The organism is Pelagovum sp. HNIBRBA483 (assembly GCF_040931995.1).
Classification (GTDB): Bacteria; Pseudomonadota; Alphaproteobacteria; order Rhodobacterales; family Rhodobacteraceae; genus JAEPMR01.
The window spans coordinates 922025-942571 of the sequence record NZ_CP162412.1 but is presented as its reverse complement, the minus strand read 5'-3'; the positions used below and the strand labels follow the sequence as shown (position 1 = coordinate 942571).

Here is a 20547-nt window from a genome sequence, read left to right as displayed (position 1 = left end):
GGGGTGTCTCCAGTCGGTCGTGTGGGATGTCACTCGGCAGCGCCGAGAGCGGAAGCGTGAAAGTCCTCGCGGTAGGGTTTGGCCGTCGCGGGCAACTCGCGCTTGAGGAAGAAATCCTCGTATTTCAGCTGCCGCTTCAGCGCCGGCCACATCTCGCGGAACCCCTCGGCAATTGAGCGGTTTGGCGCGGGCAAGTCGTGCTTGATCGCCGCGTGAAGGGCGGGCAACTGGTGATAGGGCACCATCGGGAACATGTGATGTTCGACGTGGTAGTTCATGTTCCAATAGATGAAGCGCGAGATTGGGTTCATATAGACGGTGCGGGAATTCAGCCGGTGGTCGATGACGTTATCCGCCAACCCGCCATGCTGAAGCAGCCCCGTCATCACATGATGCCAAGCACCGTAGAAGCGCGGCAAGCCGATGACCATCAACGGCAGGATTGAGCTTGTGGCGACGGCCAGCGCGATCGTGGCGGCATAGATCGCAACCCAGATTCGGGCGATGCGAATGACCTTGGGGCGCTCCTGTTCGGGGATGTAATCCGCCTCCTCAGGGTGGATATAGCCCGCGGCATTGTAAAGCATCCGCGCCCAGCCATGCGGCGCATCGAGAATACCAAAGAAATTGAGAATGACGCGGGCCAGCGCAGGCGGGCGCATCAGCACGATCTCAGGGTCGCGCCCGACGATGATCGTGTCGGTGTGATGGCGGGCGTGTGACCATCGCCAGCTGACGGGATTGCGCACCATGCAAAAGCTGGCGATCTGGTAGAGCCAATCGTTGTAATGCCGCGTTTTGAAGGCCGTGCCGTGGCCGCATTCGTGCCAGCGGGAATCCATCGCCGATCCATAGAGGACGCCATAGGCGAGCCAGAAAGGGGCGGACCACCAGCTCGGCCAGAGCGCAATGCCGAGGCCCGCAAACAGGAGCATCGAGGCAAAGAGGAGCGCGGTGTCGCGGATCGCGGGGCCATCCTTGCGCTGCATCAGCGCCTTCATCTCCTTGCGCGGGATATCGGTGTGGTACCACTCGGCTGCGGCCAATCCTGTCTCGACCGCGCGGTGGGCATCCGGCCCCAAAAGGGAATAATCGCGCTTGGTCATTGGTTCCTCCCGAAAATCGCTTCGTTTTGTGTGAGCGTAGCGGCGGCGACACCCTGCCCCAAGAAAACTGAACCTCAATCACATCAAAAAGCATCAATTTCGCTGGACAGGATGATGGGTTTTCTTCAACCCTGCCCCTATGCGCCGGAACCCGACCATCACTGATATTGCAAGGGAGGCTGGCCTCGGCCCCGCCACAGTTGACCGCGTACTAAACGAACGCCCCAATGTCTCGCCCCGCGCGCGGGAGCGGGTCGTCAGGGCGGCAGAGGCGCTCGGCTATCCCCTGCCCAGCTCCTTGAAGAGGCGCAAGCGCGACGAGCGGCCTGTGCTCAACCTTGGCTTTGTGCTGCACAAGAAAGGTCAGGCCTTCTACCAAAAGTTCGCGCGCGAGATCGAAGCGGCCTGTGAGGCGCGCGCGGATGTGGTGATCCAAACGCAGATCCGTTTCGCGGCCTCACAATCGCCAGCAGATTTTGCGGAAGAGATCAGCGCGGCGGCAGAAGGCGCTGATGTCGTCGCCGCGACGGCTGTTAACCATGCAAGCCTGTCCCGCCTTGCGGACGATCTGACCCGCGCTGGCACGCCTGTCTATTCACTGCTCAATGACTTTGGCGGCCGTTCGGGCGCGGGGTATTTCGGGATGGACAATGTGAAGGTCGGGCGGCTGGCAGGCTTTATGATGGCCACGCGGCGACAACGGCCTGGGAAGGTCGCGCTCTTTGTCGGCGGGACGCGCTGGCACGGTCATGCGCTGCGGGAGGAAGGCTTCCGCGCCTATTTGCGGGACCACGCACCCGAAATCGTGCCGCTGGATACGGCGGTAAACCTCGAAACCCGTCAACTGACCTATGAGGCGACGCTCGCTCTCCTGAACCGAGCGCCAGATCTGGCGGGGCTTTATGTGGCGGGTGGCGGCATGGAGGGTGCGATTGCGGCGGTGCGTGAGCTGCGCCCAGAGGAACGGTGCACGCTGATCGTAAATGAACTAACGCCAGAAAGCCGCGCGGCACTAAGCGAGGGTATTGTCACGATGGTAATAGCCACGCCACTTGAACAACTATGCGCAGCGCTGGTCGATCAAATGATCAGGCAGCAGCTCGGGAATGGGGATGCCATGACTGGTGGCAAGATTTTCGCACCGCAGATTTGGCTGCCGGAGTCGGTTTAATCCGACGATCGGCCGACGAGCGGCCGCGTTATCTCACAATGCATTGGTGCGGACCTTCAGCGGCGAAATACGCGCGGCAGGCGTCAACAAAGTGTTGCACAATGCGCCGAGGCTGGGTGCGATTATAGGCGACCGAGAGCGTTAGTGGCGGCAAGTCGTCGGATATTGGGCGACCGACGAGGCGCTCGCCGCTGTAGGAGGTGTCCGCGAGCGGCAACATATTGAGGACGGCGCAACCCCGCCCTGCGCCCACAAGGCTGCGCACCATCTCGGTAGAATTGGCGTAGGCGACGACATTTGTTTTTGTGTGCGCACCCTCGAACAACCGCAAGTAATAGGGCGCGGCAACGGGGCGGTCGAGCACGACGAGGGGTTCCTGCGCGAGATCGGCGAGGCTCACGGTATCTTGCGCGGCCAACGGGTGATCGGCGGCGAGCAAGCAATAGGCAGGTGCCTCGATCAGAACGTCGAACTCAATGGCCGCTTTGGCCCCTTCGCTGACGAAGAGGATGACATCATATGCCCCATTGAGCAGGCCCTCTTGCGCTGCATCGTTATCGCACTCTTCAAGGTGCAGCACGGCATCACTTTCAGGCGGCAAAAAGGCGGAGAAGATGCTGGGCAGGAAGGCCGGCGCGACTGGCGCATAGTAGCCAACCCGCAACGCACCGCTCAACGACTGCTTTAGCTCAGCACCTTCCTCAAGAATGGCGCGATAGTCTTCCAGCAGGCGCTCGAACTTGCGCACCATCAATCGGCCACTGGCGGTAGGCGCTATCCCCCGCGCCCGTTGGCGGGTGACGAGCGTGAGGCCGAACGAAGCTTCAACCTGATCAATGGCCGCCGAGACAGCCGACGCCGCGATGTTCAACTCATCCGCCGCCTGCGCGATGCTGCCCCGCGCAACGGCGAGGTTGAAATACTGCATTGCTTTGAGGGACACCGTCATAAATCTAAAATTCAGATGTTGTTGATCACTTTATTCTGTTTGTTCGCTGTAATGGCTTCTGTCAATCTCTCAGGTGTGCACAGGAGGATCACGCCATGTCTGATGAACAACTCAAAGGCTGGAACCACTTGCCGGAGGTTCCCCTCAAAAGCTCCCCGTTTTTCAGTTGGCCGCTTGATCCGGTTGCGATGGCAAAATGGGCTTGGAACTCATGGTTCCTAATCACCGAGAAACTGCTGATCCTCGGGATAGCGATTGCCTGTTATGTCTGGTTTCAGCCGCCGCTGGAGGCTGCGCAAACTTTCGGCCTTGGCTGGATTTCGCAAATGTACCTGCGCAATATTCTGCTGGCGCTCCTTGTCGCCGGATCGCTGCATCTGTGGTTCTACACCTATGCCGCGCAGGGGCAGAAGCTGAAATACGACCCCCGCCCGCTCATGGTGAAGGGCAAACAGTTCACGCTTGGCGGGCAGATCCGCGACAACATGTTCTGGACCTTGGGCACCGGCGTTCTGATCTGGACGGCGTTTGAAGTGGTGCTGTTATGGGCGCTCGCCAACGGGCATATGCGGCTTATCACCTTCGAGGCGCAGCCTGTCTGGTTCATCACGATCTTCTTCCTGATCCCGATTTGGGAGAGCTTTTACTTCTACCTGATCCATCGCGCGCTGCATTTTCCGTTTCTTTACAAACATGTGCATGCGCTGCATCACAGGAACATCAATGTCGGCCCGTGGTCGGGCATGTCGATGCATCCGGTTGAACAGATGATCTTCCTTGGCGGGGTGTTTGTACACCTGCTTATCGGCGCACATCCGCTGCATATCCTGTTTCACCTTCAGTACTATTTCCTGTCCGCGATCACCACGCATACGGGGTTTCAGGGGCTTTTGATCAACGACAAAAACCGCCTCGCGCTGGGAACCTTCCACCACCAGATGCACCATCGCTATTTCGAGTGTAACTACGGCAGCCTTGAGATCCCGTGGGATAAGTGGTTCGGCTCTTTCCACGATGGCACCGTGGCGGCGAACGAACGGATGCAGGAACGGCGCAAGCGGATCATGGGCAAATGAGCGGCCCACTTTCCGTCATGGACCTGCGCGCTCTGAAGGGTGTCCGGCAAATCAGCTATGTGCAAGTGGCCCGCAAGGAAGAAGCCATCGCCGCGGCAGAGGCCGGTATGGATATGATCGGCACGGCCTTCATCCCCGAGCGCGCAGATTTTGCGAAGGCCGTGCCGAATACGCATTTCCAATACGGGCTTGCGTGGGGCAAGCACGCCAATGTGACGGAGGCGCTGCGCGATGCAATGGCGGCGATGACTGCCGGCGCGCAGTCGGTCTATTGCGGTATGAGCCCCGCGATTGTCGAAGGGTTGGCCCGAGAAGGGGTGCCGGTGATCTGCCATGTGGGTCTGGTTCCGCCGAAAGCCACATGGACGGGTGGGTTTCGCGCTGTCGGCAAGACCCGCGCGCAGGCAAAAATGATTTGGCAGCAGGTGCAGGATTTTGAGCAAGCTGGGGCTTTTGCGGTGGAGATGGAAGTCATCGCCGCCAATCTCGCGCGTGAGATCACCAAACGGACCTCCCTGCTCACGATCTCGCTTGGCTCTGGCGGCGGGTGCGACGCGCAATACCTGTTCTCTGCCGATATCTTGGGCGAAAATCGTGGGCACATCCCCCGCCATGCAAAGACCTATCGCAACTTCGCCGCCGAGCGGGACCGCTTGCAGGCCGAGCGCGTCAGCGCCTATCGCGAGTATATCGCGGACGTTATGTCGGGCGCCTTCCCAGAGCGCGGGCATATTGTCGAGATGGATGACGAGTTGCTGGCCTCTCTGTGGGACGTGTAGACCAAATTGCTCATCGCCTTTTTTAAACCCAAATCAAAAAATTGAGAATGATTTGCAAAAGCGTTTACACTGAGAATGAATTGCAGTATCGAAGACTCAAAGGGCAAGTACCCTATCTTTTTCTCGGAGCATCGACGTGCAAATCAACAAGACCACCGTTCTTGGCGCCCTCCTCGCAGGCACAACAGCCCTCGCCGGCAGCGCCGCGCGCGCAGATGAGAAAATGAAAGTGGTGACAACCTTCACGGTGCTGGCGGATATGGCAGCGAACGTGGCAGGTGATGCGGCGGAGGTTGTTTCCATCACCAAGCCGGGTGCAGAAATTCACGGCTATGCGCCGACCCCGCAGGACATCGTGCGCGGGTTTGATGCCGACCTGATCCTGTGGAATGGCATGAACCTTGAGCTGTGGTTCGAGCAATTTATCAGCAATCTGGGCGATATCCCCTCGGTGACACTGACTGACGGGATCGACCCGATCTCGATTGCCGCAGGCGCCTACGAAGGCAAACCCAACCCGCATGCGTGGATGGGGCTGGATAATGCGCTGATTTATATCGACAATATCACAGACGCATTCTCCAACCACGACCCTGAAAACGCCGACATTTACGCTCAGAATGCAGCTACCTACAAAGATGAACTCCGCGCAACAATCGAGCCGCTCCGCGCGGCGATTGCGACGATCCCGGAGGAACGCCGCTGGCTCGTGACTTGTGAAGGGGCGTTCTCCTATCTGGCGCGGGATTTTGGACTGAAGGAACTGTACCTCTGGCCAATGAACGCCGATCAGGTGGGCACACCGCAGCAAGTCCGCGCGGTGATTGATGGGGTGACCGAACATGATATTCCGGTCGTATTCTGCGAAAGCACCGTCAACACCGCCCCTGCCGAGCAAGTCGCGCGGGAAACCGGCGCGGCCTATGGTGGTGTACTCTATGTTGACAGCCTCAGCACCGCCGAAGGGCCGGTGCCAACCTATCTTGACCTTTTGCGCGTAACATCGACAACAGTGGCCGAAGGGCTCACACAGGCGGTAGAGTGACGGGCAACCATGCTGCGCTAGATCACCGATGAAGCCGCAGAGAAAGATCAAACCGATGAAAGACGCGACACCAGCGCAGCCGACCACCACGAGCGGGATTTCCGTGCGTGACGCAACGGTCACCTATCGCAACGGGCATACCGCGCTCTGGAACGCCAGTTTTGATGTACCGCTTGGCACGGTGACGGCGCTCGTCGGCATCAATGGCGCGGGGAAGTCCACCCTTTTCAAGGCGATCATGGGGTTTGTTGGCGCATCCAAGGGCGAGATCGAGATCCTCGGCATGCCTGTTCGCGCCGCGCTGCGCAAAAACCTGGTCGCCTATGTGCCGCAATCAGAGGAGGTCGATTGGGCCTTTCCGGTGCTTGTCGAAGACGTGGTGATGATGGGGCGCTACGGGCATATGGGCTTTCTGCGCCGCCCACGCGCCGCCGATCACAAAGCGGTCGATGAGGCGTTGGAACGGGTAAATATGACCGAATACCGCCATCGCCAGATTGGTGAACTGTCTGGTGGGCAGCGCAAGCGCGTGTTCCTTGCGCGGAGCCTTGCCCAAGAGGGTCAGGTGATCCTCCTTGACGAGCCATTCACAGGCGTTGATGTGAAAACCGAGGAACAGATCGTCGCCCTCCTCCGCGAGCTGCGGGACGAGGGGCGCGTGATGCTCGTATCGACCCACAACCTCGGTTCGGTGCCCGAGTTCTGTGACCGTACCATCCTGATCAAGGGCACGGTGCTGGCGCATGGCCCGACCGAGACGACCTTTACCCGCGCCAATCTCGAAAGAGCCTTTGGCGGGGTTTTGCGCCACTTCACACTGGGCGGTGACGCATTGCACGACGATTCTGACGCCCGCAGCGTGACGATCCTGACCGATGACGAACGCCCGTTTGTGCAGTACGGCGACAAGACCCAGCGGGCGGAGGGCGGCGAATGAGTGTCCTCTTGGAGCCCTTCAACTACGGCTATATGACCAATGCGATGTGGGTCTCTGCGCTCGTTGGTGGCGTCTGCGCGTTTCTCTCGTCCTACCTGATGCTCAAAGGCTGGTCGCTTATTGGTGACGCGCTCTCCCATGCCGTCGTCCCGGGCGTCGCGGGCGCCTACATGCTGGGCATTCCTTTCGCGCTGGGGGCCTTCGCCTCCGGCGGGTTGGCGGCGGCGGCGATGCTCTTTCTCTCAGAGCGGTCGGGGCTGAAGGTCGATGTGATCATCGGGCTGATCTTCAGTTCCTTCTTCGGGTTGGGGCTTTTTATGGTGTCGGTCAGCCCCGTTTCCGTCGATGTGATGACGATCACCATGGGCAATATCCTCGCCATCACACCGAGTGACACGCTGCAATTGGCGATCATCGGCTTTGTCTCGCTCGCGGTTTTAACGGCGAAGTGGAAAGACCTGATGGTCACCTTCTTTGACGAAAACCACGCCCGCAGCATCGGGTTGCGCCCGCGCCTGCTGAAGGCGGTGTTCTTTGTGCTTCTGTCTGCCGCCGTGGTGGCGGCGATGCAGACGGTTGGTGCGTTTCTGGTGATTGCCATGGTGGTCACGCCGGGGGCGACAGCCTACCTGCTCTGCGACAGGTTTCCACGCCTGATCCTCACCTCGATCAGCATCGGGACGGGGACGAGCTTTCTGGGGGCCTACGCGAGCTATTTCTTGGACGGAGCGACAGGCGGGATCATCGTCGTCCTACAAACGCTGATCTTCCTCGCGGCGTTCGTTTTTGCCCCGAAACACGGGATCTTGGCCACGCGCCGCAAAGGGGCCAAGGCGCTTGAAGCCCGAAACGGGGAGGTATCGTGATGGAGTTCGACCTTGCCACCGCACTGCTGCCGTTTCGCTTTCCCTTCATGCAAAACGCCTTTTACATCGCGATGATTGTGTCGGTACCGACCGCGCTTCTGTCATGCTTTTTGGTGCTCAAGGGCTGGGCGCTGATGGGCGACGCGATCAGCCACGCGGTGCTGCCCGGCATCGTGCTGGCCTATATCCTCGGCCTGCCGCTAATTCTTGGGGCCTTTGCAGCGGGTATGTTTACCGCCGTGGCGACAGGATACCTCGCCGGCAACAGCCGCGTGAAACAGGACACCGTGATGGGGGTGGTTTTTTCGGGGATGTTTGGCCTCGGGATCGTGCTCTATGTCTCAATCGAAACAAATGCGCACCTCGACCACATCCTCTTTGGCAATATGCTCGGCGTTGGCACAGGCGATCTTTGGCAGGCGGGGCTTATTTCCGGAGGGGTGGCTCTGCTGCTAGTGCTGAAGTGGAAGGATTGGCTCCTGCACAGTTTCGACCCTGCACAGGCCCGAGCCTCCGGGCTGTGGGTGACGGCGCTGCATTACGGGCTCTTGGCCCTCATCTCACTGACCATCGTCGCCACGCTCAATGCCGCAGGTTTGATCCTCGCCATTGCACTGCTGATCGCACCGGGGGCGATTGCCTTCCTTTTGGTGCGCAAATTCCGCACGATGCTCTGGGTTTCAGTGCTAATCTGCATGGCGTCGATGCTGCTCGGCACCTATGCGAGCTTCTTCCTCGACAGCGCCCCTGCCCCGACGATTGTGCTCATCCTGACGGCTGTGTTTGTTGTAGCCTTTACCAGCAGCCAAATCCGAAACCGCCGCCGTTCGATGCAGCGGATGGCGGAAGAGAGCGCTTAGGCGAGTGGCAGGCTCGGACCTTTTGTCTAAGCGACGCCTTAGGGCCGCCGAAGCCTCACGCCGGGACGATCATCAGGCGCGCCGATAAACTCAATGCCGGCATCCTCAAACGCGCGCTGGATAATCATCATATTGGCGCGCGTAGCATTGGGCAGGCCCGCCTGCGCTTCGATCCGGCGAATGGTACGCTCACTTACCCCTGAGGCCTGTTCAAGATCCGCAATCGTCCAATCCAACGCACCGCGCGCCATGCGGATTTGTTCTGTCGTAATCATTGACAGGCCTCCAAGATTGTCCTATATTCGGCCATATGCTGAAATTGGTATTGTAAAATGAACATAAAATCTCTCTTGGACCACTTGGAAGGCGCATATGCCCCCGCCACATTACGCGCATATCGCGCCGACATCGGCAAGTTCATCGAATGGTGTGATGCAAATGGCGAAACCGCCCTGCCGGCAAGTGCGCGCGCAATAACAAGATATCTCGCGGCCGAGGCGGACAAGGCCGTCGCAACAATGGAGCGCCGGCTCTACAGCATTCGGAAAGTTCACGCGCTCTTAGGGCATCCCGACCCGTGCGCCTCGGCGGATGCACAAATCGCCATCCGGCGCTTCAAACGGTCGAAACCAAACCGCCCGAGGCAGGTGCATGGCATCACCCATGACACACTTGTTGCGATGCTCGAGAACCAGCCCGATACGCTGCACGGCATCCGCAATCGTGCACTTCTCTCGCTGGGGTTTGATTTCTTGACGCGGCGATCGGAGCTTTCAGCCCTGCGACGCGCAGATATTACATTCCAGCCAGATCACACGGTCCGGGGCCTGATCCGCAGAAGTAAGAATGACCAGATCGGGCTGGGGCGCACAGCTTACGGCAGCCGGAGAACGTATGAGCTGCTCCGCAGCTGGCTTGAACAGCGCGACGATGAAGTCCCATGGCTCTTTTGCCCTATCGTCCATGGAAAGTGTATCGACCGTCCGCTCTGCACGTCGCAGATCCGCTTGATCATTAAAGGTGCGGCAAGGGATGCAGGCAAAGAAGCCACCGAGGTTCATGAGATTTCGGGGCACTCCCTGCGGATCGGCGCCGCGCAGGAACTTATGATGCGCGGCCTCGATATCAGCGCGATCATGCGCGCTGGTGGCTGGAAAACCTCAGACGTTGTTGCCCGTTATGTACAGAGCGCGGAGCATAATGTTTGGGAATGAGATCCGGCCAACATCGGACAGTTGACGCGATTTCATTTTTGCAGCGCTTCGCGATTAGTCACCAATATACATCACAATACGGCCAAACGGCGCAATCCAACACGCACTTAAGTGCGTACTTGTGGTGAAGGGGCCGCTCTGTTAGACGCAAAGGGCTACTGACCTCCTATTCGACCATCTGTTTTCCTTTATCGGCTCACAGCGTTCGACACCGTCGTGAGAAGCCGGGCTGCCGCATGTCGTGGGCAGTATATTTATAAGGAAAAATCACATGGCCAATGGCACAGTGAAATGGTTCAACTCCACTAAAGGCTTCGGCTTTATCGCACCCGAGAGCGGCGGCAAGGACGTGTTCGTACACATCTCCCAAGTCGAGCGCTCGGGCCTCACCGGTCTTGCAGACGACCAGAAAGTAACTTTCGACGTCGAAGCCGGCCGTGACGGCCGCGAAAGCGCGATCAACCTCGCACTGGCTTGATCAAAAATAAGAAAGGCGCTCCTAAACGGAGCGCCTGTTTTTGTAGTTGATCGGATCTTTGCAGAACCGATCAGGAACCGTCCCCACTCAATCCGATCCGAATAGATCCCGCGTGAAGATTTTTTCTTCTACGTCTGCAAGCTCGCTGCTTCGACGATTGGTCACAATGACATCGGCGTCTTGCTTGAACTTCTCCAGATCCCGCTCCACCCGCGATCCAAAAAACTGCTTATCTTCTAAGGCAGGTTCAAAGACGACCACCTCAATCCCCTTGGCCTTAATGCGCTTCATGATGCCTTGAACAGAAGACTGACGGAAGTTGTCGCTACCTGCCTTCATCACAAGCCGGTAGATGCCCACAACCTTGGGCTTCCGAGCAATAATCTGTTCGGCCAGAAAATCCTTTCGGCTACGGTTTGCCTGGACGATAGCAGAAATCAAGTCCTGCGGGACGTCTGCGTAATTTGCCAGGAGTTGTTTCGTATCTTTTGGCAGACAATATCCACCGTAGCCAAATGATGGATTGTTGTAATGGTCGCCAATTCTAGGATCGAGGCCGACACCCTCGACGATTTGACGGGTATCCATCCCATTTACCATCGCATAACTGTCAAGCTCATTAAAGTAGGCAACGCGCATCGCAAGATAGGTATTGGCAAAAAGCTTGATGGCCTCAGCCTCTGATGGTCCGGTGAACAGTATCGGAACGTTTGCTTTTTCGGCACCTCGAGCAAGTAGGTGCGCAAATTCATGAGCTCGCGTCGACTTATCTCCTACTATGATCCTACTGGGATTCAAATTATCATACAAAGCACGGCCTTCACGCAGAAACTCCGGACTAAAGACAATATTAGGGTTACCAGTCTGCTTTCGAAGCGTTTCCACGCATCCAACGGGAACTGTCGACTTAATGACAATAGTAGCACTCGAAGCTTGTTGTGACGCAATGGACGCAATTTTTTCAACAGACGAAATATCAAAATAATCGGTTACAGGATCGTAGTCGGTGGGTGTGGCAATGATAACGATCTCAGCCCCCTCCAGTGCAGCCATTAGGTCCGTTGTTGCATCAAGTTTCAGTGGACGCGTAGACAGAAACTCCTCTAATTCAGGGTCGACAATAGGACTTTCACGCGCATTAACCATGTCAACCCGTTTAGATGATATATCAACAGCAGTGACGTCGTTGTGCTGTGCGAGTAAAACTGCATTTGAGAGCCCCACGTAGCCAATTCCAACAACGACAATCTTCCTGGGATGCCAACAAACCATTCATTCTGCTCCTTTCCCGAAGACAAAAATAGACCCCATGCGAGCCATTTGGCTCTAGAAGATTCAGCCGCGAGTTCAACGAGCCCATTCTGTCAAAAGTGCTCGGCTGAAATGGCGACAACTCTTTTCAGCAGATAACGCCTGGAGTAAATTTACTGGGCGTGCTGCCTTGAATTAATCTAAGATGAGCCGACAAAGACGACAGACAAAGACTAACGCCACAAATCGAGGATAGTCTCGAAGCAGACGCTTACGTACATGCTGCGCATGAAACGCGCGGTAAACCCAGCGTAGACCGGTTTTCTTGATTATCTCTGGATAGTAATCGCCGCCCAGTGCTGTTTGTGATAAGAAACCGCCACACGTAAAGATAACCGGCAAGGTGCGTGTTTCAGTTCTCTGTGAAAGCATCTTTTGTTTCAGTTCAACCGCGACTTCTTCCTGCAGTGGCGTGCCCATGCCAATAATAATAATTTCCGCTCCAGAGGCCACCAAATCGTCTAGGGCTTCGGAGCGACCGCCATCTTGCTTATCTGCATCTCGGAAAAAACCATTGCGGCTCCAGACGATAGGAAGTTCTAAATAGCGACTTTGGAGATATTCACAAGCAGCGGTAATTTCATCCTCAGTTCCGCCTAATAATCCAACAGACAAACAGTTGCTCTTTGCGTATTCGAATACGCCATCCGCTATGGAGGAAAAATCGAAGCTGTAACGGGGTACTTGTTCGCCACGCCCCAAGCCAATGATGCTGCAAAGAAACCCCCCATCTGAATACCAGTGGTCTACGCTATCTACAAGTTCCGAGCGCCGGTAAAGTATCTGAAATGAATACGGGTTGGCAAATCCAATGACCTGACAATCATATCTGCTGGATTCAGACACAACCATGCGTTCAAGAGGGGGTATCTGACTAGTGCGAAACACCTGCTCCTCAAAATCGAAAAACATTCTAGACATTCGACCTAAAATAGTAGCTGTGTGGCGCTTAATAATCATGCTGTGCGGATCTTCGAGTAGTGCGAAGTCACCAAAACCACTGCAAGGAAAAAATAAGTATTTGCAAATCCTGAAATGGACAATCCATTGATTAGACCCTGTATGATAATTGCAAAGGAAAGTGAACCATTTAAACCGTTGGAGCGTAGCAAAAAGTAGAACCCTGCAATCAAGAAAATTAATCCTAGCACACCATGGTCTAGAATTACTCGAAAGTAAAAAACATGCAAGACAACAGAATAACACACGTCAGAGTTGGCTGAACTGAATAAAGATCCGTAGAAGCCCATCCGCATGCAAGTACTATCACTGAGTGGGGTCATCGGAGTCCATCCAACAAGGTATTGCCATACTTCGAACCGCTTCAATTCTTCGAGGAAAAGTGTAAAGAAAAGAAAACGGTCCACACTAGCGAGATCCATAAGACCGACAATCCGATTATCAATTAGCGTTAGCACAGCCGCTACAAGGACGAATAGAAAAAACAATTCTATAATCAGCCGCATCGATCTCTGGCCATTTGAGGTTAAAAGAGCAGCAAATAGCCCTAAAAGTCCAGAACGTGAACCAGACAATAACACTACCCCCAACAGCAATATCGCCCAAAACTTTGAACGTAGGCGCCCGCAGCGAGACAAGAAGATGAAAATTACTAGCAGGAATACTATCTCAAAGTTGTTCTCTGTGAATAGACCAGGTCGAGGTATTTCCAAAATAGTTTTAGAGAATAGGTATTTTAGGAAAAATGCCATCAACAGGTATTTAAATACCTTTTCCAAAGCGCCAAGACTGATACTCAATTTCCTCGGACGAGCAAAACATAGGATTGCTAGATAGAAAAATGCCTTAAACGAAATGATAAAATCGAGAGGACTCGGGGCACCCCCATTAGGCGCAGGGAGAAAAATTGCTGATGTCAATATGTAGAAAGTAGATAATAAAAAAAAGGGCGCGGCTACCGGCAATATCCTCGTCGCTGGCACCGCAAAAACATACAGCACAATAAAAAGATCAAAAAGGGCATTGGCTGGCAGTAAGTTGTTACGGTAATAGACGCTAGTAAGCTGAGTGTAGGATATTAGTCCAGTCAATGTAAGGCATGTTACGAACAGGACAAAAAGTAGGTCCGGCAACCGCATATAATATCCTTGTGACGCGAATTTTTGCGCACTTTGCATCATTATCGGATTGCCACACGTACCATGTCTACGACTTTTCTGCGTGCCTTTCCAAGGCCTACAGGACCAAGCAGGAAGGCATGTATAAGCGCGTTACCAACAGCAGCGATATAGCGTTGCCTTCCCACTAGCCTTCCACTAACTAAAAAAAAACAAAACCCATGATAACCGTGGCGCGTCATCCTAGGGCGCATTCTTTTTCCCCAGTGGGCAGTGTAGTCAGGATCTTCCAGGCGCACAGCAAAAAGTCCTTCGGTGGCGTGGTATCGCACAAGCGGCCGATTGATAAATATAATCGAAATGTCCTCGCCAGCCATTCGAAGACAAAAGTCATAGTCTTGGTGACGGCGGAATGATGGGTCGAATAGTACATTCACCGCCAAATCGCGCGGGCAGACGATAGTGCTGGTCTGGATGAATCCTCCGGACAGGAAGAGGTATTCGCTCATATGCTCGGTCGGACCAATAGCCCGGTCGGGGCGGACTCTCAGAATCTGATTGTCCGCAATCACATTGACTTGGCTGTAGACCAATGCGGGCTTTCCTGTTTTTTCAAGACTGTCAGCCTGAGCCGCGAGGCAGAGTGAGAGCTTCTCAGCCTCCCACTCATCGTCGGCATCTAGAAAGGCTATGAAGGTGGCAGTGGCAGCCTTGATGCCTCGGTTGCGGGTGGCAGCGCCGTTCAGGTTGGTTTCGTTGTGCAGAACCCTCAGAGTGACCCCTTCAGGAATCGAGATGGCCTCCATTGCGACCACCATCTCCTCGGTGTCTGGCGAGGCGTCGTTAACCACGATGATTTCCATGGGAAGCACGGTCTGCGCAAGGACCGAGGTCAGCGCGCGCGAGATCGTACCCGCAGCCTTGTAGGCAGGGATAACAACGCTGACATCACAGATATCGGCAGCGGCCAAGTTAGACATCAAGCACCTGTCCGCAGGAGGTTGTCGTTGGTCTTCTTGGTCGAGATCGGAGAGGCTGTGTCGTCTCGATAACCGATTGCCAGAAGGCAAACAATTGTCTTGCTCATATCCAGGCCGAGATAATCCACCGCCTTGCGGTCATTCGTCCAATCCGGTGTCCAGTTCAACACGCAGGTGTCCAGACTCAGCGCAGTTAGCGCTGGCAACAGATGCCCAAGGAACAGCCCCCCATCAGTATAGATTAAGTGCCTGTCGCGAGTGAACCGGAACGCGCTAGCATGCCCTATGAGGACTCCGAGAACAGGGATATTATTGAGAAATCCAGCTGTACCAGGCGCAAGTCCACCAACAAATTCAATGTCACGAGTGTCGGTCAATAGATGGAGATGAAACGGCTGACGGTTGCAGGCCGAAGGTGCCTCTTTGGCGATTGCCACTGCTTGCACAACCAGTTCAGGGTCGACAGGTCGGTCGGTGAAAAATCGTACGCTTTCTCGTTTGTAATACAGCCTACGCAGCACCTCGAAATCCGGAGAGACCTTGGTGTCGGGGCGCCGTAATGACTCCGGTTCAGGGCCAAATCCACGAAAGCGTTCTAGCCGATAGAGACAGTCGTCCACGAGAGCGGGATCATAGGCATGCGGGCGATAAGAAGTCAGCGTGGCAATGGCCCAGTCAACCTCATTCGCATCAGCACCTTCTTCCAAGAGATCCAGTTTGCTGATCTCGTGAGCTAATTCAGTCAAGACGTCCTTGCCAAAAGCGGCACGACGATCGCGATGAAACAGGCCCTTTTCCAGCCTATGCACGCAACGTCGGACGTTTGCATTAGAATGGTCCAGCCTGTATCGTGAACTAAGCGCCTCATGCCGACCGCGTAGGGTGAATTCGAACTCTCGGTCGAAGCTAGGCTCGAACAAGAAAAAGACGCGCCCAAGAAGACGGTTGCGCGAGGCTAGCCAGACAATAAGCAAGCGTATCATTCGCGCAACGTTGAGAAGTTGTCGTTTCATTCAGAAGGTCCTTTCTTGCGATGCGCGCTCGGTCCACGCCACAAAATCGTGGAAAGTGCGTGGCGAAAGGAGCGTAGCCGTTCTGGGGCGGCCAGAAACGGGCTGCCAAAGCTAGCGATGGCAAATGCGGCATATCCAAGCAGAGCATCATCATAACTGTCGGCACCAAACATATGATAAACAGAAAAGCTAGTGATAGCGCCGGCCAAGTAGCTGATGATTGAAAGCGGAAGGAACCCCGTCAGGATAATCTCGCGGCTCAATGCCACCCGCAAAATTAGCAAAAAGGCAGCAACGGCCACCAGTAACGACTGAACCGCCGACAGCACTGGGTGGTCAGGATTCTCGCCACTCCAGCCATAAACCAGCACATAGATCAACGGTACAGCCAATGCGGCGGCTAGCGCAGCCTGCATCACCAAGCGCAAAAACTGGAAGCGTAGTGCCATCAACCCAGCCTCGTCGCCAGCGTTCCCGAGTGCCACCATGTCCGGAAAAAAACGCATCGCCAACGTGTTCGGCACCAGCGTGAAGCCTTCGACAAGACGAACCACAACAAAATAAGCGTTGGCAGGACCAGCACCTATTCCGGCGGTAAGAAGCACGAAATAGACCCGTGTCCAGCCAAAGCTGACCACGGTGGACAACCAGACCCACGAGGACGAGGCTAGGAAACTACCTACCAGAACAATATCGCCCAATTCAGGTATGCGTTGCCCCGGCGTCTTTCGCAAAACGGGCAGGAAGTAGAAGAGCCATATCACAATCCACTCTGCATAAAGAGTCAAAAGTAAGCCAGTGAATGAAAAATAAAAAAAGACGATTTTCAGCAGGATACCGGCGCCGAAAATCATAAATTTAATACGTGATAGGCGGTCCACATCGGCACTGCCACGACTTTCAGCGATAAAATCCAAAAAAAGCAGAGAACCTGAAAAGGCGGTCCAAGCAATCAGCAGGGGTGGCAAATCCTGAGCGTAGCCCAGCCAGCCAATCATCATTGCTCCCAGAAACGAGACCAACATCTTCCCACCAAGCAGAAGTCCGATAATCGCGAAGGCGCGATCGGGACGACGAAAGAGGAACGGTACTAGTGCGCCATTTGCACCAAACGAGGCCACAGCCGTCAAGATCGCCGAGAGCGCCAGAAGTGAAAACAGCAGGTTTGCTTCATCTGGAGCAAGAACTCGGGCCGAAAAAAGCACAACGATGATTTGCGTCCCTGCGGCCAGCGCCTTGCCCATGAATACGGGGTTTAGCACGGCGCTGACTACTTTTGACAAAGAGACCATGCGTCACGCCACTACGAACGGATCAAGGCAAATACTTGATCCCACATAGCAACTACCTGGTCACGGATCTCGTCGAGGCGCGCGATGTAAGCGGCAGACTGAAACTGGTCACAGTACTCTGCTGACATGGCGCGATCCGACACGTGTTCGGGATGGCCCACGCTTTCTTCGATTTCTATACCGAAGAGGTGCATGGCCGAGACATACTTGTAGGACCAGCCCACAGGATAGCAGGCAACACCCTGCGACAGGGCTGCGATAAGCCCGTGATAGCGTGAGGTCACAACAAAGCGCGCGGCGCCGATAATTGCCTTGGCTTCAAGTCCGGTTTCGGGGTCCAACACTTTCACATCGAAACCCTCGGCAACCAGCCGATCGCGGACCCGATAGCAGATTTCAAGATCCTTCGGGCCTTCGTGGTTCAGCAAAGCAACCTGACGACCGGCAATCAATAAACTCCGTGCAGCATCGATCAGGGTCTCTATATAGTCTGCACCCTCGCGTCTCTCGACTTGGAAGTTGGGTATGAACAATACGTCACGTGAGATCTCAGCGGGGGAAACCGTAACGCCGAATGTAATGTCCGGCACAACTAGCGGGCGCTTACCCGTAGCCTTTTCGAAGTTGTCAGCGCCCTCAGGTTCTCGTGCAAAGACAAGAGCAGCGCGCGCATTCAAAACCTTTGCCACCTTCATTTGCGCTAAGGTGTCGAATTTACCCCATGATTGTGGCAGCATTACAACTGGGCAAGAAAGTTTTTCGCCGAGCAATCGTTCGTACGCTATGGATACAGGCCAAGGAGCTCCGTAGGCAAATCCTGAGGCATCCAGCGCCAACGCCAATTCGGACGGTCGGATATAGCCCAAGCGTTCACGGGCATAGCGTGGTAGCAGATTAAGCAGACTAAGTATGTTCACCCCGAAACGCTGGATACGGGCCTTTGTAAACAACGGATAACGCAACTTGTACTCGAATGGACTGTAGGGCTCGAGCGCCGCATAACAGCCACGTCTTTCCAGCTGGTCTATACACGCCACCAAAAGCATTTCCGCACCCTTATTCGGGAACGCAATACCCTTAACTTCGATAATCGGCTTCATTGGCAATCCGTCATTTGACTATTAAAAAATTCTGTACACAGTTGGAGTCTGTCACTTATTATCGGTCCGTTAGACTTCAATTAGAAAAATTTGAGCATACGAGCAACATCTGAAGACTGAGTTCATCCTTGCTAGGGTCAGGGCTCATAACCAGTAAATGACGAGCGCTGCGAGGGCTACGGCGGACCGGGAGACTCTGGGACAGCGATCATAGCGGGTTGCGACACGCCGCCAATCCGTCAGCCTGCCAAACATGATCTCAATCCGGTTGCGGCGTTTGTAGCGGCTCCTGTCGTATTTCACGGCTTTCTTGCGCCGTTTCCGACCTGGGATGCAGGATCTTATCCCTCTGTCTTTAAACGCTTCTCTGACCCAATCCGCGTCATAGCCGCGATACCCGAGCAGCCAGTCAACATCGGGCAGGCTGCTGAGCGACGCCCTTGCCCCCATATAGTCGCTAACATGACCGGGGTAACGACCAGGTTGAGAGGGCGTCCCTGGCTATCACGGATTGCGTGCAACTTGGTGTTCATGTCACCCTTCGTGCGCCCGATCAGACGACCACACCCCCTTTTATTTGACGCCCATGCTTATTGCTGCACTGTGGGCCTTAAGATAGCTCACATCAATCGTCACGGCCTGATCTTCGCCATGATTGGCCGCCAGTCTCATCATCATCTATGCGACGATGCCCTTATCGCTCCAACGGTTGTAGAGTGTTTTGTGCGGGCCCTAGGCAACGGGCGCATCGCACCAACGCAAGCCAATGCGATTGACGAAGATAATCCCACTCAACACGCGACGATCATCAACGCGTGGATTGCGGTGGAATTGGGGAAAGAAGGGCTCAAGGCGCGCCATCTGCACGTCGCTCAACCAGAAAAATATCAGACATATTTGCCGCTCGTTTTTGAGCCGTTAACCACGCGGCAAGACGGAAATCAATGGGACCTGACGCTAGGAGCTACGAACACTAAATCATCACTACTTTACTGTTACTCACGATAACCCCAGCTCTCGCCACACCCCTCATCCACGCCCCACGCGACGAGCCGGGACAGCCGCCCCAACCTCATCCTCAAGCGCGGCGATCTCGGCTTTCAGGGCTTCGTATTCGGCCAGTTTCCGCTCAAGGAACTTCGCCGTAAGCACCGTTTTTTCACGGATCCCACGCGGCGTGAGCACATAGGCGTAACGCCCCTTTTGCTCGGAGGCGCGAAAATTACCGAGTTTGATCAGACCCTTCTTCATCAGCGCGTTGATGCAATAATACGCAGAGCCGTTAGAGATCCCAACCGCATCGGCGATCTGTCGGGTGGACAGCTCAGGATCGTCATTCAGCAGACGCAAAATGCGGAAACGCACTTCTTCTTGATGCAGGTCGCGACGGCTGGCCACTATGGCGCCCCGCAGGCGGGCTTGAGAACGGCTACCGCACCGGCGCTCGCACGAGCCCGGGCACATTCGTCTGTTCGATTTTGTGGCGTCATTTCCATGTCCGCTCGATTTTGAGCGCTACGCGAAAACACGCCCTGCCGCAAGGCCTACAAGAGGATACTGCGATGTATTCTTGTGATTTTTCCCCGCTGCCGTCCTAGCCTGCGCCACAGGTGCCGACGCAGCAATCACGGAGAGACTTTCCCGACCGCGACACAACGAGCAAGGCTTTCAAACCACAACGCTTCCCTCCGCCCCCAAAGCCATGATAGACTTTGCTCAATCATGAGCGTGTCCTATCGCGGAAGAGACGCGCGCGCCAAACGAGCGGAGACAGCATGCAAAACAAACCTGACTTGCAGTGGTTCCTCGCACAGCTCAAACCCAACGCACAGCGTATTGCGGTCCGAAATCTCGATCGGCAAGGGTTTGCGACGTTCCTGCCGCAGCATCGGGTCACCCGCCGCCAATCCGGGCGTTTCGTCGAGGCGCTTCGCCCCCTCTTTCCCGGATATCTCTTCGTCGGCTTCGACCCGGCATCCGCGCCGTGGCGGAAAATAAACGCAACTTCGGGGGTGAGCCGATTGGTGAGCTTTGATCAGCGGCCACGCGCAGTGCCATCGGCACTGATTGATGACCTCGCAGCCCGCTGCGATGCAGACGGTGTTTTGCAGCCGGCGCCGGTGCTGACAGCCGGTAGCGCTGTCGAAATCCTTTCCGGCCCATTTGCCAATTTCGTCGCAACCGTCGAGACGATCACGCCGGATCTGCGTGTCTGGGTGCTTCTTGACCTGATGGGCCAACAAACCCGCGTTCAGGTCGCAAACAATCACGTCCGCGCGACGGGTTAGCGCC

The 20547-nt window shown here is 55.4% G+C and carries 21 protein-coding genes and 1 pseudogene; 10 read left to right on the top strand and 12 right to left on the bottom strand.

The genetic code is table 11. The features are described from left to right. Positions 1-29: 29 nt before the first annotated feature. Positions 30-1106, bottom strand: coding sequence for a fatty acid desaturase family protein (locus AB1E42_RS04675; RefSeq protein ID WP_368345835.1), 1077 nt, complete (start codon positions 1104-1106; stop codon positions 30-32). Between the two features lie 139 nt (positions 1107-1245). Between AB1E42_RS04675 and AB1E42_RS04670 the strand changes: the two genes are divergently transcribed. Further along, entirely contained in the window at positions 1246-2277 is a 1032-nt protein-coding gene (locus tag AB1E42_RS04670; RefSeq protein ID WP_368345834.1) for a LacI family DNA-binding transcriptional regulator, read from the top strand. Positions 2278-2305: 28 nt separating this feature from the next. On the opposite strand, the gene AB1E42_RS04665 is transcribed toward AB1E42_RS04670, so the two are convergent. Then, a complete protein-coding gene (locus AB1E42_RS04665) occupies positions 2306-3226 on the bottom strand; it encodes a LysR family transcriptional regulator (protein WP_368345833.1) in 921 nt (306 codons plus the stop codon). A 95-nt stretch (positions 3227-3321) separates the two neighbouring features. Between AB1E42_RS04665 and AB1E42_RS04660 the strand changes: the two genes are divergently transcribed. From AB1E42_RS04660 to AB1E42_RS04635, 6 genes are all read left to right on the top strand, one after another. Next, entirely contained in the window at positions 3322-4302 is a 981-nt protein-coding gene (locus AB1E42_RS04660) for a sterol desaturase family protein (protein ID WP_368345832.1), read from the top strand. After that, the gene (locus AB1E42_RS04655; protein WP_368345831.1) at positions 4299-5081 is read left to right on the top strand and encodes a 3-methyl-2-oxobutanoate hydroxymethyltransferase; all 783 of its coding nucleotides are present in this window, start codon (positions 4299-4301) and stop codon (positions 5079-5081) included. Before AB1E42_RS04660 ends, AB1E42_RS04655 begins: the two co-directional genes overlap by 4 nt. 223 nt (positions 5082-5304) lie before the next feature. Continuing rightward, positions 5305-6126: a metal ABC transporter substrate-binding protein gene (locus AB1E42_RS04650; RefSeq protein WP_368346367.1), complete on the top strand. Its 822-nt coding sequence runs from the start codon at positions 5305-5307 to the stop codon at positions 6124-6126. Between the two features lie 55 nt (positions 6127-6181). Continuing rightward, positions 6182-7063 carry a manganese/iron ABC transporter ATP-binding protein gene (locus AB1E42_RS04645; protein WP_368345830.1) on the top strand — a complete coding sequence of 294 codons (882 nt, stop codon included), beginning with the start codon at positions 6182-6184 and terminating at the stop codon, positions 7061-7063. Then, positions 7060-7929: a metal ABC transporter permease gene (locus AB1E42_RS04640; RefSeq protein ID WP_368345829.1), complete on the top strand. Its 870-nt coding sequence runs from the start codon at positions 7060-7062 to the stop codon at positions 7927-7929. Before AB1E42_RS04645 ends, AB1E42_RS04640 begins: the two co-directional genes overlap by 4 nt. Beyond that, the gene (locus AB1E42_RS04635; RefSeq protein ID WP_368345828.1) at positions 7929-8789 is read left to right on the top strand and encodes a metal ABC transporter permease; all 861 of its coding nucleotides are present in this window, start codon (positions 7929-7931) and stop codon (positions 8787-8789) included. The genes AB1E42_RS04640 and AB1E42_RS04635 overlap by 1 nt, the downstream gene beginning before the upstream one ends. A gap of 38 nt (positions 8790-8827) precedes the next feature. Here AB1E42_RS04635 and AB1E42_RS04630 read toward each other — a convergent pair whose 3' ends face one another. Then, positions 8828-9064, bottom strand: coding sequence for a helix-turn-helix domain-containing protein (locus tag AB1E42_RS04630; RefSeq protein WP_368345827.1), 237 nt, complete (start codon positions 9062-9064; stop codon positions 8828-8830). Positions 9065-9121: 57 nt separating this feature from the next. On the opposite strand from AB1E42_RS04630, the gene AB1E42_RS04625 reads away from it, so the two are divergent. Both AB1E42_RS04625 and AB1E42_RS04620 read left to right on the top strand, forming a co-directional pair. Continuing rightward, positions 9122-10003 carry a tyrosine-type recombinase/integrase gene (locus AB1E42_RS04625; RefSeq protein ID WP_368345826.1) on the top strand — a complete coding sequence of 294 codons (882 nt, stop codon included), beginning with the start codon at positions 9122-9124 and terminating at the stop codon, positions 10001-10003. A 271-nt stretch (positions 10004-10274) separates the two neighbouring features. Continuing rightward, complete coding sequence (locus tag AB1E42_RS04620; RefSeq protein ID WP_368345825.1) at positions 10275-10481, top strand: cold-shock protein; 207 nt, start codon at positions 10275-10277, stop codon at positions 10479-10481. A gap of 87 nt (positions 10482-10568) precedes the next feature. Here the strand turns inward: AB1E42_RS04620 and AB1E42_RS04615 are convergent, their stop codons facing one another. From AB1E42_RS04615 to AB1E42_RS04575, 9 genes and pseudogenes are all read right to left on the bottom strand, one after another. Then, positions 10569-11753: a nucleotide sugar dehydrogenase gene (locus AB1E42_RS04615; RefSeq protein ID WP_368345824.1), complete on the bottom strand. Its 1185-nt coding sequence runs from the start codon at positions 11751-11753 to the stop codon at positions 10569-10571. 174 nt (positions 11754-11927) lie between these two features. Further along, on the bottom strand, positions 11928-12752 hold the full coding sequence (locus AB1E42_RS04610) for a WecB/TagA/CpsF family glycosyltransferase (RefSeq protein ID WP_368345823.1): 825 nt from the start codon (positions 12750-12752) through the stop codon (positions 11928-11930). After that, positions 12749-13891 (bottom strand): hypothetical protein, encoded by a 1143-nt coding sequence (locus AB1E42_RS04605; protein WP_368345822.1) that lies wholly within the window; start codon positions 13889-13891, stop codon positions 12749-12751. Before AB1E42_RS04605 ends, AB1E42_RS04610 begins: the two co-directional genes overlap by 4 nt. Before the next feature lie 41 nt (positions 13892-13932). Then, on the bottom strand, positions 13933-14850 hold the full coding sequence (locus tag AB1E42_RS04600; protein ID WP_368345821.1) for a glycosyltransferase family 2 protein: 918 nt from the start codon (positions 14848-14850) through the stop codon (positions 13933-13935). After that, positions 14850-15863: a nitroreductase family protein gene (locus tag AB1E42_RS04595; RefSeq protein WP_368345820.1), complete on the bottom strand. Its 1014-nt coding sequence runs from the start codon at positions 15861-15863 to the stop codon at positions 14850-14852. Before AB1E42_RS04595 ends, AB1E42_RS04600 begins: the two co-directional genes overlap by 1 nt. After that, a complete protein-coding gene (locus AB1E42_RS04590; protein ID WP_368345819.1) occupies positions 15860-17155 on the bottom strand; it encodes a hypothetical protein in 1296 nt (431 codons plus the stop codon). The genes AB1E42_RS04595 and AB1E42_RS04590 overlap by 4 nt, the downstream gene beginning before the upstream one ends. 11 nt (positions 17156-17166) lie before the next feature. Next, positions 17167-18255 (bottom strand): polysaccharide pyruvyl transferase family protein, encoded by a 1089-nt coding sequence (locus AB1E42_RS04585; RefSeq protein ID WP_368345818.1) that lies wholly within the window; start codon positions 18253-18255, stop codon positions 17167-17169. Positions 18256-18399: 144 nt separating this feature from the next. After that, a pseudogene (locus tag AB1E42_RS04580) lies at positions 18400-19116 on the bottom strand (IS5 family transposase). Positions 19117-19284: 168 nt separating this feature from the next. Beyond that, a complete protein-coding gene (locus AB1E42_RS04575) occupies positions 19285-19653 on the bottom strand; it encodes a MarR family EPS-associated transcriptional regulator (protein WP_368345817.1) in 369 nt (122 codons plus the stop codon). Between the two features lie 377 nt (positions 19654-20030). On the opposite strand from AB1E42_RS04575, the gene AB1E42_RS04570 reads away from it, so the two are divergent. Further along, positions 20031-20543 (top strand): transcription termination/antitermination protein NusG, encoded by a 513-nt coding sequence (locus AB1E42_RS04570; protein WP_368345816.1) that lies wholly within the window; start codon positions 20031-20033, stop codon positions 20541-20543. The last annotated feature ends 4 nt before the right edge of the window (positions 20544-20547 follow it).

Bases quoted from the DNA above. Each gene is read 5' to 3' on its own strand.
- AB1E42_RS04650 (WP_368346367.1), top strand. From the start codon at position 5,305: ATGAAAGTGGTGACAACCTTCACGGTGCTGGCGGATATGGCAGCGAAC.
- AB1E42_RS04675 (WP_368345835.1), bottom strand. From the start codon at position 1,106: ATGACCAAGCGCGATTATTCCCTTTTGGGGCCGGATGCCCACCGCGCG.
- AB1E42_RS04640 (WP_368345829.1), top strand. From the start codon at position 7,060: ATGAGTGTCCTCTTGGAGCCCTTCAACTACGGCTATATGACCAATGCG.
- AB1E42_RS04605 (WP_368345822.1), bottom strand. From the start codon at position 13,891: ATGCGGTTGCCGGACCTACTTTTTGTCCTGTTCGTAACATGCCTTACA.
- AB1E42_RS04595 (WP_368345820.1), bottom strand. From the start codon at position 15,863: ATGAAACGACAACTTCTCAACGTTGCGCGAATGATACGCTTGCTTATT.
- AB1E42_RS04635 (WP_368345828.1), top strand. From the start codon at position 7,929: ATGGAGTTCGACCTTGCCACCGCACTGCTGCCGTTTCGCTTTCCCTTC.
- AB1E42_RS04610 (WP_368345823.1), bottom strand. From the start codon at position 12,752: ATGATTATTAAGCGCCACACAGCTACTATTTTAGGTCGAATGTCTAGA.
- AB1E42_RS04615 (WP_368345824.1), bottom strand. From the start codon at position 11,753: ATGGTTTGTTGGCATCCCAGGAAGATTGTCGTTGTTGGAATTGGCTAC.
- AB1E42_RS04665 (WP_368345833.1), bottom strand. From the start codon at position 3,226: ATGACGGTGTCCCTCAAAGCAATGCAGTATTTCAACCTCGCCGTTGCG.
- AB1E42_RS04630 (WP_368345827.1), bottom strand. From the start codon at position 9,064: ATGATTACGACAGAACAAATCCGCATGGCGCGCGGTGCGTTGGATTGG.
- AB1E42_RS04620 (WP_368345825.1), top strand. From the start codon at position 10,275: ATGGCCAATGGCACAGTGAAATGGTTCAACTCCACTAAAGGCTTCGGC.
- AB1E42_RS04585 (WP_368345818.1), bottom strand. From the start codon at position 18,255: ATGAAGCCGATTATCGAAGTTAAGGGTATTGCGTTCCCGAATAAGGGT.
- AB1E42_RS04590 (WP_368345819.1), bottom strand. From the start codon at position 17,155: ATGGTCTCTTTGTCAAAAGTAGTCAGCGCCGTGCTAAACCCCGTATTC.
- AB1E42_RS04570 (WP_368345816.1), top strand. From the start codon at position 20,031: ATGCAAAACAAACCTGACTTGCAGTGGTTCCTCGCACAGCTCAAACCC.
- AB1E42_RS04645 (WP_368345830.1), top strand. From the start codon at position 6,182: ATGAAAGACGCGACACCAGCGCAGCCGACCACCACGAGCGGGATTTCC.
- AB1E42_RS04660 (WP_368345832.1), top strand. From the start codon at position 3,322: ATGTCTGATGAACAACTCAAAGGCTGGAACCACTTGCCGGAGGTTCCC.
- AB1E42_RS04670 (WP_368345834.1), top strand. From the start codon at position 1,246: ATGCGCCGGAACCCGACCATCACTGATATTGCAAGGGAGGCTGGCCTC.
- AB1E42_RS04625 (WP_368345826.1), top strand. From the start codon at position 9,122: ATGAACATAAAATCTCTCTTGGACCACTTGGAAGGCGCATATGCCCCC.
- AB1E42_RS04600 (WP_368345821.1), bottom strand. From the start codon at position 14,850: ATGTCTAACTTGGCCGCTGCCGATATCTGTGATGTCAGCGTTGTTATC.
- AB1E42_RS04655 (WP_368345831.1), top strand. From the start codon at position 4,299: ATGAGCGGCCCACTTTCCGTCATGGACCTGCGCGCTCTGAAGGGTGTC.